The sequence below is a fragment of the Thermus kawarayensis JCM 12314 genome (genome assembly GCF_055393575.1).
The window spans coordinates 171,825-186,964 of the sequence record NZ_AP043757.1 but is presented as its reverse complement, the minus strand read 5'-3'; the positions used below and the strand labels follow the sequence as shown (position 1 = coordinate 186,964).

Annotated in this window: 10 protein-coding genes and 2 pseudogenes; all 12 read left to right on the top strand. The window is 66.4% G+C overall.

The window, feature by feature from the left end; genetic code table 11:
- Positions 1 to 566: 566 nt before the first annotated feature.
- Positions 567 to 1,055: pseudogene (locus ACZ5RK_RS12175) on the top strand (ParB/RepB/Spo0J family partition protein); the annotation flags it as partial.
- 42 nt (positions 1,056 to 1,097) lie between these two features.
- The gene (locus ACZ5RK_RS12170; protein ID WP_054647877.1) at positions 1,098 to 1,652 is read left to right on the top strand and encodes a LemA family protein; all 555 of its coding nucleotides are present in this window, start codon (positions 1,098 to 1,100) and stop codon (positions 1,650 to 1,652) included.
- Between the two features lie 3 nt (positions 1,653 to 1,655).
- Positions 1,656 to 2,711, top strand: coding sequence for a DUF3137 domain-containing protein (locus ACZ5RK_RS12165; RefSeq protein ID WP_464910241.1), 1,056 nt, complete (start codon positions 1,656 to 1,658; stop codon positions 2,709 to 2,711).
- The gene (locus ACZ5RK_RS12160; RefSeq protein ID WP_464910240.1) at positions 2,708 to 3,163 is read left to right on the top strand and encodes a hypothetical protein; all 456 of its coding nucleotides are present in this window, start codon (positions 2,708 to 2,710) and stop codon (positions 3,161 to 3,163) included. Before ACZ5RK_RS12165 ends, ACZ5RK_RS12160 begins: the two co-directional genes overlap by 4 nt.
- Before the next feature lie 56 nt (positions 3,164 to 3,219).
- Entirely contained in the window at positions 3,220 to 4,185 is a 966-nt protein-coding gene (locus ACZ5RK_RS12155; RefSeq protein ID WP_464910239.1) for a ParA family protein, read from the top strand.
- Positions 4,182 to 5,059: pseudogene (locus tag ACZ5RK_RS12150) on the top strand (ParB/RepB/Spo0J family partition protein). Before ACZ5RK_RS12155 ends, ACZ5RK_RS12150 begins: the two are co-directional and overlap by 4 nt.
- 59 nt (positions 5,060 to 5,118) lie before the next feature.
- Complete coding sequence (locus ACZ5RK_RS12145; protein WP_464910319.1) at positions 5,119 to 6,333, top strand: hypothetical protein; 1,215 nt, start codon at positions 5,119 to 5,121, stop codon at positions 6,331 to 6,333.
- Positions 6,334 to 6,358: 25 nt separating this feature from the next.
- Positions 6,359 to 6,505, top strand: a complete 147-nt coding sequence (locus ACZ5RK_RS12140) for a hypothetical protein (RefSeq protein WP_464910238.1) — start codon at positions 6,359 to 6,361, stop codon at positions 6,503 to 6,505.
- A 265-nt stretch (positions 6,506 to 6,770) separates the two neighbouring features.
- Complete coding sequence (locus ACZ5RK_RS12135) at positions 6,771 to 10,082, top strand: helicase-related protein (RefSeq protein WP_464910237.1); 3,312 nt, start codon at positions 6,771 to 6,773, stop codon at positions 10,080 to 10,082.
- 32 nt (positions 10,083 to 10,114) lie between these two features.
- Positions 10,115 to 11,812, top strand: a complete 1,698-nt coding sequence (locus ACZ5RK_RS12130; protein WP_464910236.1) for an ATP-binding protein — start codon at positions 10,115 to 10,117, stop codon at positions 11,810 to 11,812.
- A 60-nt stretch (positions 11,813 to 11,872) separates the two neighbouring features.
- Positions 11,873 to 12,310 carry a hypothetical protein gene (locus ACZ5RK_RS12125; RefSeq protein ID WP_464910235.1) on the top strand — a complete coding sequence of 146 codons (438 nt, stop codon included), beginning with the start codon at positions 11,873 to 11,875 and terminating at the stop codon, positions 12,308 to 12,310.
- Positions 12,303 to 15,095 carry a DUF1156 domain-containing protein gene (locus ACZ5RK_RS12120; RefSeq protein WP_464910234.1) on the top strand — a complete coding sequence of 931 codons (2,793 nt, stop codon included), beginning with the start codon at positions 12,303 to 12,305 and terminating at the stop codon, positions 15,093 to 15,095. The genes ACZ5RK_RS12125 and ACZ5RK_RS12120 overlap by 8 nt, the downstream gene beginning before the upstream one ends.
- Positions 15,096 to 15,140 lie beyond the last annotated feature (45 nt).

The following is a 15,140-nucleotide window of genomic DNA, read 5'->3' as shown; positions in this document are numbered from 1 at the left end:
GGGCTCCCGGGGAAGAGGCCTGGGGGCGCCCTGGCTCCTGACCCTCCTCTTCAGGGGAAGGCAAGGAGGCCAGGTGGGCCTCCAGTTCCCGGGAAAGCCTCTCCAGGAGGGCCTCAAGGAGTTTGGGGTCCAGGTGATGCACGGCGTAGCGGGCCAGGGACTGGTGGGAGGGGAAGGGCCTTTCCATGAGGTCCTGGAGGAAGGCCTCCGTCTTGCGGTAGGTGAGGCGGAAGAAGGCGCGGTAAAGGTGGAGGGCCAGGTATAGGGCGTGGTCGTAGCGCCAGGGGCGGCCCCGCTTGCCCTTGGGGGTGGGTGGGGCCACCTCCTGGGCCAGGCGCAGGCAGTGTTCCAGGACCTCCTTGGGGCTTGCCTCCCTGCGAACAAAGCCGCGCTTGCCCATCGGGGCGCGAGTATACGTCCGTCGTCCCGACCTTTGCAAGGCAAGCCCAGCCGCTCTGTGCGGCGGGTAGGGTTTCGCCGCCCCGGTGGGCAAGTGGGCGCGCCGGAGCAGGAAACCCAGGCCTAGGTTCCGGCGGAGGCCATGCCAGACAGTAAGGGCCACCTCGGTGGCGAACCTCTCATGGCAGCACCTGAACCCTTACGAGAAGACGGTGGGGGTCCTCGCCCTCCTGTCGGAAGACTTGGGGAGGCCGGTGGAGGAGGTGGTGGGGCTCCTCCGCCGGATGCGGAAGGAGAAAAGGGGAGAAGCAGGCCAAAACGTTTTGGCCTCCCCCGAAGCCCAGAGGGTGGAGGAGGTCTTCAAGGCCCTGGGGCGGATGACCTGGGAAAGCTTCGTCCAGGCCCGCCTCCCCCTCCTCTCCCTCCCCGAGGACCTGAGGGCGGCCCTGGAGGAGGGGGCGGTCCCCTACACCGCCGCCCTGGAGCTCAAGAAGGTGAGGGAGGAGGACAAGAGGCGGACCCTCCTGGAGGAGGCGAGGGCGGGGCTCTCCCTCAGGGACCTCAAGGCCAGGGTGCGGGAGGCCCTCAGGAAGGAGAGGGCCCCCAAGCCCTGGCACCGGGAGGTGGGGGAGAGGCTTGCCCGCCTGGGTCTCGAGGGCCCCCTGACCGCCTTAAAGAAGGCGTATACTGGCCTAAGTATGGCAACCCTATGGGGGCTCCTCTTTCTGGCGGCGGTGGCGCTTTTGGTCTGGGCCTACAACACCGTGGTGGCCCGCAAGAACCAGGTGGAGAACGCCTTCGGAAGCATAGAGGCCCAGCTCAAGAAGCGCCGGGACCTCATCCCCAACCTGGTGGAGGCGGTGAAGCGGTACATGGGCCACGAGCGGGAGCTCCTGGAGAGGCTCGTGGCCTTGAGGGAGCGCCTGGAGGGGGCGGTGGGGGAGGAGGCCTTCCGCCTCGAGGGGGAGCTCTCCCGGGCCCTCACCGCCCTCCGCCTGCGGGCCGAGGCCTACCCCGACCTCAAGGCGAGCCAGAACTTCCTACAGCTCCAGGCCGCCCTCACCGAAGCGGAGGACTCCATCGCCGCCGCCAGGCGCTTCTACAACCAGGCGGTGACGGACTACAACAACGCCCTGGAGCAGGTTCCCTTTCTCTTCTTCGCTAAGGTCCTGGGCCTCAAGCGCAGGCCCGTCTTCATCCTTCCCGAGGAGGAGCGGGAGAGGCCCGACCTGGAGGAGCTCTTCCGGGGGTAGCGGGTGGACCTCGGCCACGGCCAAAGCCCGCCTCTTGAAGCCCTGGAGGGGGAGCGGAGGCTTACCCTCTTCCTCGCCTCCCTCGGGCTCCTCGCCGCCCTCCTCTTCCTCGCGTGGAGCTTTCTGGAGGACCCCTTCGCCCCCTTGGCGCGGCTTTTGGCGGCGGTTTTCCTGTGGCTGGTGTTCTTGCGGGTGGCCCGTTTCAAGGGAAGGGTGAAGCGGGCCCTGGTGGGGCCCGTGGCGGAGGCTTTGGGGTTCCGCTACGAGCCCCTGGCGGGCTTCCCGCTGGAGGAGGCCCTGACCTCGGGGTTCTTTCCCTCCCCCGACCGCTACGAGGCCGAGGACCTGGTGGAGGGGAAGGTGGAGGGGATCCCCTTCCGGGCCTCGGACATCGCCCTCTACCGCAAGGTCCGGACTAGGCGGGGCTCCTACTACCAGAGGTTCTTCGTGGGCACGCTTTACCGCTTCACCCTGCCCTTCGCCGTGGAGGGGGAGGTGCGCCTCGCGCCCCAGGGGAGGGGAAGCAGGGTGGAGGGGCTCACGGGGGGAAGCCTCCTCCTCTTCTACGGCTTCCTGGCCTTCTTCGCCCTCTTCGCCTCTCTGGTACCCGCCGAAAACCGGGACGGCCCCTGGTGGGCCATCTACGCCCTCCTCGCCTTTTTCGCCCTCACGCCCCTCCTCTTGCGATTTCTGGGGAGGGGGAGGCTCGGGCGGGTGGCCTTGGAAAGTCCCGAGTTCGAGCGCCTCTTTGACGCCTACGGCGAGGACCAGGTGGGGGCGAGGAAGCTCCTCACCCCGGCTATCCAGGAGGCCCTGGCGCGGTTCCGGAGGCGGGTGGCAAGGCCCGTCTGGGCGGCGGTGAAGGGGGATGTCCTGTGGCTCGCCGTGGAGGGGAGGGACCGCCTCGAGCCCTCCCTCTTCCGGCCCCTCACCCCGGGCACGGTGGCCGCCCTCGCCCACCGGGCCAGGCGGGAGCTTCTGGAGGCCGAGCGGGTGGTGGAGGCCTTCCGCCTGGAGGAGGCGGCGAGGAAGCGGGGGGTCTTCCCGGAGGGCGGGTGAAGGCCTTCGCCTGGCTCCTCTCCTGCCTGGTCCCGCCCCTTCTGCCCCTCTTCCTGGGGCTGTCCTGGGCGAGGCTTCGGGAGGCCTACCTCGGGGCCCTGGCCCTTTTCCTTCTGGTGCTCTTGCGGGGTTGGTGGGCGGTGGCGGTGGCGGCGCCTTTTGCCTTCTTCGCCAGCTACCTTTCGGGCAAGGGGGCGGAGCGTTCCGAAAGGCCCTTCCCCGGGGAAGGGACTTCCCTGGAGAGCCTCACCTCTCTGCCGTTCGGGAGCAAGGAGTACTGGCGCTTCCGCTGGGGGGCTTTCTATGGCCTGCCGTGGGCTGTGGGGGTGGCCCTCTTCTGGGCGGGGCTTTTGGCCGGGAGGGGGGCTTTTGTGCTCTTTGGGCTTGCCCTCGCCTTGGCGGGGCGGCTCCTGGTGGAGGGGCTCCTCGAGGGGCTCGTGGAGGAGGTGTAGCGGCTCTCCTCACGCCCACCTTGCGCCGGGGCGCACCTTTCCGGTAAACTTCCGCTATGCAAAGGGAGCGGCTGGTTCCCCTCCTGGAGTGGGCGCGCAGAGAGGGGATGTCGGAGAGCCTGGCCCGCAAGTGGATCAAGGAGGGCCGGGTGGAGGCGGTCCGTCTCGGCCACTACTGGTACATCCCCGAGGTGGTGGACGGCCCCGAGCAGAGGACCCAGACCTACACCCTCTTCACCCACGCGGGCGGGGCGGGGAAGACCTCCCTGGCCAGGGATGTCGGGTTTGAGCTGGCCTCGAGGGGCTACCGGGTCCTCCTGGTGGACGCCGACCCCCAGGCCAACCTCACCGCCTGGCTCGGGGTGGATCCTGGCTCGGTGGCCGACGAGGAAACCCTCCTCAAGGTCATTCGCCAGGATGTCCTCCCCCGTCCCCGGCAGGTGGGCCGGAACCTCCACCTCGTCCCCGCTTCCGTGAACCTGGCCGTGGGGGAGCTGGAGCTGGACCGCAAACCCCTGGGGGCCCTGGCCCTGCGCACGGCCTTGGAGAGGGTGGAAGGGGAGTACGACCTGGTGCTGGTGGACTCCCTGCCCTCCCTGGGTTCCTTGGCGGTGATGGCCGCCCTGTCGGGGGACGGGCTTTTGGTCCCGGTGGAAACGGGGGCCAAGGGGGTCCAGGCCTTGAAGGCGGTGGTCCAGGTGGCCAAGGAGTACCGCGAGGCCCTGAGGAAGGTGGACCCCGAGCGGGTTTCGGGAAGGGGCCACATCATCTCGGCCTTTATCCCCACCAAGTACGACGCCAGGACTCAGGGGGACAACAGGGTGCTCCAGACCATTGGGGAGCTGGAGGAGATCGCCCCCGTGGCCCCTCAGGTGGCTTACCGTCCCGGTCCTCACAGGCGGGCCACCGAGGGACAGGTCCCCATCCAGCTCACGGGGGACCGGGAGGCCGCCGAGGAGGTGGCCCGGCTCACGGACTTCCTGCTCAGGAAGGTCTTCCGCTTTGAGGAGGTGATGGCGTGAGCGCCATCCGCGCTTACCTTAAGGGCCTGGTGGAGGAGGCCAAGAGCCCGGCCTCTTCCGCCCTCCCGCTGGACGCCCTCGTCCCCCAGTTCCAGCCCCGGAGGCGCTTCGAGGGGCTCGAGGCCCTCGCCCACTCCATCCGGGAGAAGGGGCTCCTCCAGCCCCTCCTGGTGCGGCCCCTAGGGGACGGGAAGTACGCCATCGTGGCGGGGGAGAGGCGCTACCGGGCCGCCAAGATGGCGGGGCTCTCCGAGGTCCCCGTGCGGGTGGTGGAGCTCTCGGAGAAGGAGGCCCGCCTCCTCGCCCTGGTGGAGAACCTGCAGCGGGAGGACCTGAACCCCTACGAGGAGACCACAGGGGTCCTCGTCCTCCTGTCGGAAGACTTGGGGAGGCCGGTGGAGGAGGTGGTGGGGCTCCTCCGCCGGATGCGGAAGGAGAAAAGGGGAGAAGCAGGCCAAAACGTTTTGGCCTCCCCCGAAGCCCAGAGGGTGGAGGAGGTCTTCAAGGCCCTGGGGCGGATGACCTGGGAAAGCTTCGTCCAGGCCCGCCTCCCCCTCCTCTCCCTCCCCGAGGACCTGAGGGCGGCCCTGGAGGAGGGGGCCATCCCCTACACCGCCGCCCTGGAGCTCAAGAAGGTGAGGGACGAGGACAAGAGGCGGGCCCTCCTGGAGGAGGCGAGGGCGGGGCTTTCCCTCAGGGACCTCAAGGCCAGGGTGCGGGAGGCCCTCAGGAAGGAGAAGGCCCCCAAGCCCTGGCACCGGGAGGTGGGGGAGAGGCTTGCCCGCCTGGACCTCGAGGCCCTCCCCCCGGGAAGCGGGAGGAGGTGGAGGGGCTTCTCGCCAGGTTGCGGAGAGTCCTCGAGGAGGTGCTATGAAGCGGCTCTTCTGGGTGGCCTTGGCTGGTCTGTTTGGCGGATGCGGCTTCGAGGAGGTCGTGAACCCGGTTTCTCCCCTGGAGGTGAAGCTCCACTTCTATGACCCCGAGAACGCCTTGAGGGGGGTCTACTACCGCTTCCCAGGGGGAGCCTGGCGGCTTGCGCCCCTGGAAGGCAAGACGCTCCGACTCCTCCTGCCCTCCTCCACCGCCGCCTTTGAAGTGGTCGCCGAGTGCGCCCCCTCGTACCACTACGAGCGGGGGCTGATCCTCTTCGTCCGGGCGGAGGGCGACCGCCTTGGGGAAGATCCCCACTTTCCCTGTTCCCTTCCCCACCCCTACGGGAGCAACGAGGTCTCCGTTCCCGTGGCGGTGAGCTTCCCGAGGACCCTGGGAGAAACCCCCTTGCTTTCCACCGACCTCTTCACCTTCGACGGCTCTGGGGTTGGGACAGTCGTCCCCGAGGGCACGGCCACCCTTCGCATCGGTCTCCCCCCTGGCCCTCAGAAGGCCTCCGTCCTGGTGTACCGCTCGGAAGGAAGGGATACGAGGTTCCTCGGGGGTAAGGTCTTCGACCTGGTGGCCCAGGAAGGCAGGGCCGTCCTCGTTCTCCTCTCGGAGGGGGACGCCGTGGGCTCCAGGCTGTGGGCTGTTTCCGCTCCCTTCGGGGGTTCGGCGAACGCTTGGGTTTACCACTTCCGGGACGGGATGCGCCGCCTCTTCGCCGCTTCCCCCTCCACTTCCCTCGGCCCGGGAGAAACGAAAGCGGGGAGATACGCCCTCTTCCCTGGAGGCGGGGTGTACCTGGGCGCGATGAGCGTTTCCTACGGAAACGCCCGGGGAGAGGTCTGTGGGAACTCGGGGTGCCATCTTCAGGCCTTTCTCCTGGAGGACACCCGGGGGGAGAACTGGACCCCCACCCTCCCCGCTCCCTGGCCCAGGGGAAGCCTCTCGGTTTCCCCTGACGGGCGCACCTGGAGCCTGGGTTTCCCGGGTGCCCTGGGCTATTGGCTTACCCTCTTCCCGCCAGATGCGAAGACCGTGGGAGCCTGGACCACCTCGTCCACCCTGGTCCTACCCGACCTCGAGCCGCTCTTCGGGTTCCGCTACCCCACACAGGGCGAGGTGAATTTCGGCGTCTCTGCAATGGCCTGGGGGAAGCTAGGCGACCTTCACGCCCCGGCGCTCCTGTTGGAAACGAGGCTCAGGGGCCTGGCCTACGGCGCATCGTCCCTCACGGGCTCCTTCGTCTTGGGGAGTGGAGGGTCTTTCTGACCGCTTCGCGCAGAGAGGGGAAGGTATGGACTACCGCCTCGGTTCTCTGGTCACCTACCGCCACCGCACCTGGGTCCTGGCGGACAAGGAAGGGAACCTCCTCTCCCTCCGTCCCCTGGGCGGCACGACGAGGACCTCCTCCCCGTGCGCCTGGACCTCCTCACGGCCTTGAGGGAGGTTCTTCCCCACGAGGACCTCGCCCCCTCCACCTTCCCGCCCCCCTCCCCCGAGTCCCTGGCCTCCCCCAGGAGTTCCGCCTCCTCCAGGCCTCCAGGCTTCTCCTCCGGGACGGGGCGGCCCCTCTGCGGAGCCTGGGGCAAAAGTAGTTCTGCATAGAACCCCAGGAAGCGCAGGGTGGAGGGGGGGTTATAAGAAAAAAGCGTTATATATACTTCTTTCCAGAGGGAGTAGGTGCAATGGGTTCCGCTTTAGACCCAATGGATCTCCGCCCCGGGGACATCCTGGAGGGCGATTGCTTTCCCGAGCCCGTCCGCGTTCTCCAGGTCCAAGTGTGGGACAACCTCTTCCGCCTCGAGGCCGTGGGCCTTCGCACCCGGGAGTACTACGACCGTGTCCTCTCCGTCCAGGACCTGGGGAGCCTCCGGCGGTTCCGGGCAAGCGTAGGACGGGACTTTCGGGGCCAGGCCGAGGGCTTTTTCCTGGCGGTGGAGGGGCACCGCATCCGCTTCGCCCAGCAGTTTGACCCCCTTTTTGCCGTGAACGTCTCCCAGATTGACCCGCTGCCCCACCAGATCGAGGCGGTCTACTTCTACATCCTCCGCAACCCGCGGGTGCGCTTTCTGCTCGCCGACGATCCGGGGGCGGGCAAGACCATCATGGCGGGGCTTTTGCTCAAGGAGCTGAAGTACCGGGGCCTGGTCCAGCGCACCCTGATCGTGGCGCCTGGCCACCTCAAGGACCAGTGGCGCCGCGAGATGAAAGAGCGCTTCGCCGAGACCTTCCTGGTGGTGGACCGGGGGCTGGTGGAGGCCAACTGGGGCCGTAACGTCTGGCGGGAGCACCCTCAGGCGATCACCTCCATGGACTTCGCCAAGCGGGACGAGGTGCTCGCCTCCTTGGCCGAGGCCCACTGGGACCTGGTGATCGTGGACGAGGCCCACAAGATGACCGCCTACCGCTACGGGGAGAAGACCCAGAAGACGGAGCGCTACCGCCTTGGGGAGCTCCTTTCCCGCACCAGCCAGTTTCTGCTCTTCCTGACGGCCACGCCCCACCGGGGAGACCCGGAGAACTTCCGCCTCTTTCTGGACTTGCTGGAGCCCGGCTTTTTTGCCTCCCGGGAGCTTCTTCTTGAATCCATTTCCAGGAAAGACAACCCCCTCTTCCTGCGTCGGCTGAAGGAAGACCTGAGGGACTTCCAGGGGAGGCACCTCTTCCCGCCTCGCAAGGTCTCTACGGTGACCTACTACCTGAGCGACGAGGAGAAGCTCCTCTACAACGCCGTCACCAGCTACGTGGAGGCCTCCTACAACAAGGCCCTGGCCAGGGAGAAGCGGAACGTGGCCTTCGCGCTTCTCATCCTGCAGCGGAGGCTGGCCTCCAGCGTGCGGGCCGTGCGCCGCTCCCTGGAAAGGCGCCGGGAGCGGCTCGCCCAGCTTTTGGAGGTGGGCCGGTGGCTTGCGGAGCGGGGCGAGGTGGACGAGGAGGCCCTGGAGGACCTGGAGGAGCTGGAGCGCCTCAGGCGGGAAGAGGATCTGGTGGAGCAACTCACCGCGGCCGAGACCCGGGAGGAGCTGGAGCGCGAGATCGCCCAGCTGGACGAGCTCATCGCCTTGGCCCGGCGGGCCGAGCGGCTGGAGATTGAGACCAAGTTGCGCAAGCTCCGGGAGGTCATGGAGGACGAAAGGCTCCAGCAGACGGGCGAAAAGCTCCTCATCTTCACCGAGTCCCGGGAAACCCTGGAGTACCTCGTGGAGAAGCTTCGGGGGTGGGGCTACTCCGTGGTCTCCCTCCACGGGGGTATGGACCTGGACGCCCGCATCCGGGCCGAGCACGAGTTTCGCGAACGGGCCCAGGTGATGGTGTCCACCGAGGCGGGCGGGGAGGGCATCAACCTCCAGTTCTGCTCCCTCATGGTCAACTACGATATCCCCTGGAACCCCAACCGCCTGGAGCAGCGGATGGGGCGGGTCCACCGCTACGGCCAAACCAAGGAGGTGCACATCTACAACCTGGTGGCCATGGACACCCGCGAGGGGAAGGTCCTCGAGGCCCTCTTCCGCAAGCTCAGGGAGATCCAGGAAGCCCTGGGGAGCGATCGGGTCTTTGACGTGGTGGGGGAGGTGCTTCTCGGGAAGAGCCTGAAGGAGCTGATTGTGGAGGCCATCGCCAACCGGCGCACCCTGGACGAGATCGTCCGCGAGATTGAGGCCGTGCCCGACCAAGAGGCGGTCCAGCGGGTGCGGGAGGCGGCCCTCGAGGCCTTGGCGGTGCGCCACATTGACCTCACCCGGGTTCTGGGGGAGGAGCGGAGGGCCCGGGAGAACCGCCTGGTGCCGGAATACATTGAGCGCTTCTTTGAGCGAGCCTGCAGGTTCTTGGGCGTGCCCCTGGAGCGGCGCGAGGACGGCTTGTGGCGTGTGCCGCGCGTTCCCCATGAGCTACGGGACCTCCCCCGGGAGTTCAAGGACCGCTACGGCGAGGTCTTCACCGAGTACCGGAAGCTGGCCTTCTCCAAGGACTTGGCCCGGAGGCACCAGGCGGTCCTCGTGGCCCCCGGGCATCCCCTTTTGGAGGCCCTCATTGAGCGGCTTCTGGCCCGGTCCGAGGAGGAGCTGAGGCGTGGGGCCCTCTTCGCCGACCCCGATGGGAGACTCGAGGGCTTCCTCTGGTTTTTGGAGGTGGAGGTCCGCGACGGAGAGAACCAGGTGGCGGGCAAGCGCCTCTTCACCGTCTACCAGTCCGAAGCGGGGGAGCTCCGCCTCGTTCACCCTTCGGTCCTTTGGGACCTGAAGCCTCTCCCCCCCGAGGGGGCCTCCTTGGACGGAAGCGCTTTGGACGAGGGGCGCGTGGTGGGCTTCGCCATCCAGAACGCCCTCGAGCCCTACCGCCAGGAGCTTTTGGCCTGGCGGGAACGGGACGCCGAGGTGAAGCGCCGCTACGGCCTGCGTTCCCTGGAGCGGATGCTCCTGGACTCCGAGGCCAAGCTGGTGGAGTACGAGACCCGCCGGGCCCAGGGAGAAAACATCCCCGAGGCGACCCTCCAGAACGAAAGGCGGCGGAAGGAGGAGCTGGAGGCCCGCAAGAAGAAGCTGGAGGAGGCGATACGGCGGGAGCTCAACCTGACCCCGGCCGCTCCCCGGATCCTCGGCGTGGCCCGGGTGGTGCCCCTGACCAAGGGGGAAGCGGTCACGCGCCCCGACCCCGAGGTGGAGGCCATCGGCATGGAGGTGGCCTTGCGGTACGAGCGGGAAGCGGGGTGGGCGCCCGAGGACATCTCCCGCGAGAACCTGGGCTACGACATCCGTTCCGTGTCCCCCGAGGGGGCCGTCCGCTACATCGAGGTCAAGGCGCGGGCCGCCACGGGCCCCGTGGCACTGACCCCCAACGAGTGGGTGATGGCTCAGCGCCTGGGGGACGACTACTGGCTCTATGTCGTGGAGCACGCCGCCACCCGCCCGGTGCTCCACCGGGTGCAAAACCCGGCGGCCAAGCTCGTGCCCAAGGAGGTGGTGGACGTGGTGCGCTACGTGGTCACCGACTGGAAGAAGGCGGCGGAGGGCAGCTGATCCAATGGAACCAGGGGAGGGTAATCGATCCAATGACTCCGGAATTAGTCCGAGAACTCATCGCACTGGGGGAGGCCCTGACCGTTGAGTTCAAGGGGGAAGAGAGAAAGCAGCTCTCCGACAACGAGCTGTTGGAAACGGTCGTATGTATGGCCAATCGTCCTACGCAAGAGATGGGTTACGTCCTCATCGGCGTCGAGGACGATGGCCGGGTGACGGGTGCCCGCCCCCGGCATGCCGGGGGTATAGATCCCCCGCGCATTCAGGCCTTGATCGCGAACCGGACGCGTCCTTCCCTCAGTTGCCGCGTTTGGGTGGTTGAATTTGAAGGCAAGCCTGTGCTCGTGATCGAGGTGCCACCGGCAACAATGCCCGTAGGGACGGCCGAGGGCATCTACAAACGGCGGGCTATTGGGGGCACGGGAAGGCCGGAATGCTTGCCCTACCACTTCCACGAAATGCAGGCGGCGTTGGCCCATCGCGGAGCCCTGGATTACTCGGTGTTACCGGTCGAGGGGGCTTCTTGGAGCGATTTGGATCCCCTGGAGTTTGAGCGCTTCCGGCGCTTCATCCGGGAAAGCCGCGGCCAAGGCGACAAAAGCCTTCTGGGCTTGCCTGATGTAGAGCTGGCCAAGGCCCTCGGTGCCGTGGAGGCCAATCACGAGGTAAAGACGGTTCGCGTGTTGGGTCTCCTGCTCTTCGGCAAGGAGGAGGCCCTGCAGCGGTTCATCCCGACCCACGAGGTGGCCTTCCAGGTGCTTAGGGGAACGCTCGTGGAGGTCAACGAGTTCTTCCGCTGGCCACTCTTGCGGACCATGGAGGAGCTTCTAACCCGTTTTCGAGCACGGAATCATGAGGAGGAAGTATCCTTTGGGCTCATGAGGATTGGTGTGCCGAACTATTCCGAACGAGCGTTCCGCGAAGGGCTTGCTAACGCCTTGATTCACCGCGATTACACCCGTTTGGGCGCGGTGCACGTTCAGTGGCATGAGGACCGCATCGAGATCTCGAACCCCGGCGGCTTCCCGGAGGGGATTCGCTTGGACAACCTGCTCGTCGCTCCGCCGCGGCCACGCAATCCTCTGCTGGCCGATGCCTTCAAGCGGGCTGGGGTTGTTGAACGGACTGGGCGTGGGATCGACATCATCTTTGAGGAGCAGCTCCGCAACGGGCGTCCGGCCCCTTCCTACGAGCAGAGCACGCCCGAGAGTGTGGTGCTCGTGCTTCCCGGGGGAGAGACCAACCTCAACTTCGTGCGCCTCATCGTGGAGGAGAGTCAAGCACACCGTCCCTTAAGACTTGACGAGTTGCTGGTTCTCAACGGCCTCTGGCAGGAGCGACGGTTGACCACGCAAGAAGCCGCGAGGCTTATCCAGAAGCCGGAGGCCGCAGCCCGGGCTGTGCTGGAGCGCCTAGTGGAAGCGGGCTTGATCGAGGCCCGAGGCACGGGGCGAGGGCGGACGTATCACCTCTCGGCTGCCACGTATCGCCGGCTGGGGGAAGAGGCGGCCTACGTGCGCATGAAGGGCTTCGAGCATCAGCAGATGGAAGAAATGATCCTGAGCTATGCGCGTTCTCATGGGAGAATTACTCGAAAAGAAGCTGCGACACTCTGTCACTTGAAGGAATATCAGGCATATTACCTTCTGAAGAAGCTTGTAAAAGCAGGCAAGCTTAAGCCCGCAGGTAGCAAGGGAAGGGGAGCTTATTATCGATTGGCCAACGCATAAAACGCAGAGTATGTGTTACAAATGAACAATGTGTATTTTAACGCGGAAAAGACAACTTGAATGCGTGAACGGGAAGTCAAGCAGCTCCTGGCCCAGAAGCTCCAGGCGGAGGGGTTCATGAACCTGACGGTGCGCTACGGCAACGAGCGCGGCGTTGACATCGAGGCCCAGTTCCCCGTTTCTGGGCGTAAGCTCTACGTGGAGGCCAAGGGCGAACGGCTTGGCGGCCACGAGGGGGCCCAGCGGCGCATGGCTTTGGGCGAGGCCCTCTTGCAGATCCTCTCCCTCTACGATGGTTCCTCGGTGTGCGTCATTGCCCTGCCCAACACCCGTGGGTTCCGTAGCCTTGCGCAAAAGGTCCACCCGCCCCTCGCACGCCTAGGGATTCACGTCCTCTTCGTGGGCGGAGACGGGCAGATCAGGCACCTAGGGCCAAAGACCCCGGTGGGCCTGCCCCATCGGATCGCTTCTTTGAAGGAGGCTTTGGAAGATGGCTAAACCCGATGCTCCCCGGCTCATTGAGGTGGACTTCCCCTTGCGGGAGGTTTCCGAGCACTCCGTTCGCGAGAAGAACATCCGCCACGGCCACATCTCCACCCTCCACATCTGGTGGGCCCGCAGGCCCTTGGCCGCCTCGAGGGCCACGGCCCTGGCGGCCCTGCTCCCGGACGACCCCCGGCGCAGGCAGGAGTTTTTGGGTCTGGTGAAGCGCCTCGCCCCCTGGGAGGCCATCCAGGGGGAGAACCGGGACCTCGAGAAGGCCCGCAGGCTCATCCTCGAGGCCCATGGCGGCAGGCCCCCCAGGGTGCTGGACCCCTTCGCCGGGGGTGGGGCCATTCCCCTGGAGGCCCTGCGCCTCGGCTGCGAGACCTACGCCGTGGACTACAACCCCGTGGCCGTGCTCCTCAATAAGGCGGTGCTGGAGTACCCGCAGAGGTTCGGGCGGCCGGGCTCCGTCCCCTCCGTCCCCCTGCCGCCCGGTCGGGGGAAGGAGGAGGGGCGACAGGCGATCCTCACCCCTTTGGGGCCGACCGATGTTTCCCGAAGGGAGGCCTCGCCCCTCGTGGAGGGGGTGAGGGCCTGGGGCGAGTGGGTGCTGGAGGAGGCCCGCAAGGAGCTCGAGCGCTTCTATCCCAAGGACGAGGACGGCTCCATCCCGGTGGGCTACATCTGGGCCCGGACCCTTCCCTGCCAGAACCCCGCCTGCGGCGCCGAGATCCCCCTCATGCGCCAGACCTGGCTCGCCAAGAAGGCGAACAAGCGGGTGGCCCTCAAGATGATGCCCAACCTTGAGGCCAAGCGGGTGGACTTCGCCATCGTGGAGGGAAGCGCCATAGATTTTGACCCCGAGGAGGGCACCGTCTCCCGGGCTAACGTCCGTTGCCCTCTCTGCGGCGGCACCATCAACGACAACACCACCCGCAGGCTCTTCCGCGAGGGCAAGGCGGGCGAGCGGATGGTGGCCGTGGTCCTCCACAGACCCGGCACCCCGGGCAAGCGCTACCGCTTGAGCACCGAGCGGGACCTGGAGGCCTTCCGCGCTGCCCGGGAGGCGCTCGAGGCCAAGCGCCAGGAGCTTTGGGCCGAGTGGGGGATGGACCCGGTGCCGGATGAGCCGCTACCTCCGAAGGAAACCCTTGGCTTCCGCGTGCAACGGTACGGCCTCACCCGCTGGGGCGACCTCTTCAACCCCAGGCAGAAGCTGGCGCTCGTCACCTTCGCCGAGAAGGTCCGCCGGGCTCACGCCAGGATGCTGGAAGAAGGCGGGGAGCCGGAGTTTGCGAAGGCGGTGGGGACGTATTTGGGGCTTGCTGTTGACAGGTTAGCGGATTATAATTCCACGATTTGTGTTTGGCATACTCCAAAAGAGCTGGTAGCGCACACGTTCGGTAGACAAGCTTTGCCCATGGTTTGGGATTATATTGAAATAAATCCCTTAAGCGAGTCTACCGGCAACTGGCGGGACTCAATGGATTATTTGCTTCGAGTGGTACAGCATCGCTCTTATTCTGCTGGTTATTCAAGAATTGGCCGAGCGCTACACACCTCCGCCACCTCCCTTCCCTTCCCCAACGCCCACTTTGACGCTGTCTTCACCGACCCGCCTTACTACGATAGCGTGCCCTATTCGGACCTCTCAGACTTCTTCTACGTCTGGCTCAAGCGCACCATAGGGGGACTCTACCCGGAGCTTTTTGCTACGCCTTTGACGCCCAAGTCAGAGGAACTCGTGGCCGATGCCAGCAAGGCGGGCAACATGGAGGCGGCCAAGAAGCGCTTTGAAGAGGGGCTTACCCAGGCCTTCCGGGAGATCCACCGGGTGCTCAAAGACGACGGCATCGCCGTCGTTGTCTTCGCCCACAAGACCACCGAGGCCTGGGAGGCGATCCTCCAAGCGCTTTTGAAGGCTGGCCTCTACATGACCGCCTCCTGGCCTATTCATACCGAGATGCAGTCCCGCCTGAGGGCCCAGGAGTCGGCGGCGCTGGCTTCCTCCATCTACATGGTCTGCCGCAAGCGGACCACGGACGAGGTGGGCCTCTACCCCGAGGTGCAGCGGGAGATTGAGGCACGGGTGCGGGAGAAGCTCGCCCAGTTCTGGGACGAGGGCATACGGGGGGCGGACTTCTTCATGAGCGCCATCGGCCCCGCCGTGGAGGCCTTCGGGAAGTACGCCCGGGTGGAGAAGCTCTCTGGGGAAGAGGTGACGGTGGGTGAGCTTCTGGAGTACGTGCGCAAGGTGGTGGCCGAGTTCGCCCTGGAGCGGATCTTGGAGGAGAGCGAGCTCGGGGGGGTTGACCTGGCCGCCCGCTTCTACGTCCTCTGGCGCTTCGCCTACAACCACGCCCGGATTCCCTTTGACGAGGCGAGGAAGCTCGCCCAGAGCGTGGGCATAGAGCTTTCCGAGTACTGGGACGGCCGGGGCTTCGTCCAGAGGCAAAAGGGGCTCGTCTGGGTCCTGGGCCCCAAGGAGCGGGGCCGGGGCTTTCTGGAGCGGGACCGCCAGGGTCACGCGCAAGCGTACCTTGAGAACATGGTGGACGTGCTCCACAGAGCGGTCCTCCTCTGGGAGAAGGGCGACCAACGGGGCCTGGAGAAGCTCCTAAGCGGAAGCCCCTTCCCCCATGGCGCTTTGCGCAAGGTGGCCCAGGCAGTAGCCGATGTGCTCCCCAATGGGGACAAGGAGAAACAGCTCCTGCAGGGGCTCCTCTACGGCTGGCGGGACGCTACGGGCGGCAGGTCCCCCGGCCAGGGGGGCCTCTTTGAGTCCGAGCAGGACTGAGATGGCGATGCGGGCTTGGAACCGCTAGGATTGAGATGAGTGGAA